A 603-nucleotide genomic window follows, 5' to 3' on the forward strand; every position below is an offset into this window, starting at 1 on the left:
TGATCTTACTCGTCATATTGAGCCAGAGCAGCAATCAACCTTTCTATCGTGTTTGGAAAAAATGAACCGGGAATTCTAGGTTTCATCCGAGTTACGGCCAAATAAACAATGAAAAGCAGAACTCACATCGAGTCCTGCTTTTTTGTATTTATGGGTTTAGAAACCAGCTTTCTAACGGTAACTGAGTAAATGTGTAAGTCACACCAACACAAAATGCAGCGCCCGTAATGCCAATACCAATTGTAGTGGCCAGCAGAAGTAACGTTATCTTAGGCATGATGATTCTCATCCCTCTTGGAGTGTATTTGCGTGCTTAGTTCGATACAGAGCACACAAACACAATCCAAGCGGTGGCAAGCATAATTAATGGCGTAAAGACTTTTTGAATGGCTGCGCCATCGGTCAAGTTATAGATCTCGATGGATTCGTTGTAGAAGGCGCGTTTGAAGGCTTTAAACGAAATGTCGTTTTTTACATTGGATTGCTCGTAACGCTGACGCGCAGCATCGGCCATCTGATATTCAAGATCTTGAAGTTCAAACTCTTGGTTAAAAAACGAATCCCAAGCGCAAAGGCGAGCTATTGCCTTAGGTGAACTGTTAT

Annotated in this window: 2 protein-coding genes; both read right to left on the reverse strand. The window is 42.3% G+C overall.

All coding sequences use genetic code 11. The features are described 5' to 3' along the window. Window positions 1–148 precede the first annotated feature (148 nt). Window positions 149–277: a hypothetical protein gene (locus R8O11_RS29345; protein ID WP_025542121.1), complete on the reverse strand. Its 129-nt coding sequence runs from the start codon at window positions 275–277 to the stop codon at window positions 149–151. 36 nt (window positions 278–313) lie between these two features. Beyond that, a partial coding sequence (locus R8O11_RS29350) for a hypothetical protein (RefSeq protein ID WP_318195140.1) occupies window positions 314–603 on the reverse strand: 290 nt, incomplete at its 5' end.

It is taken from the genome of Vibrio sp. 1288 (assembly GCF_033344475.1).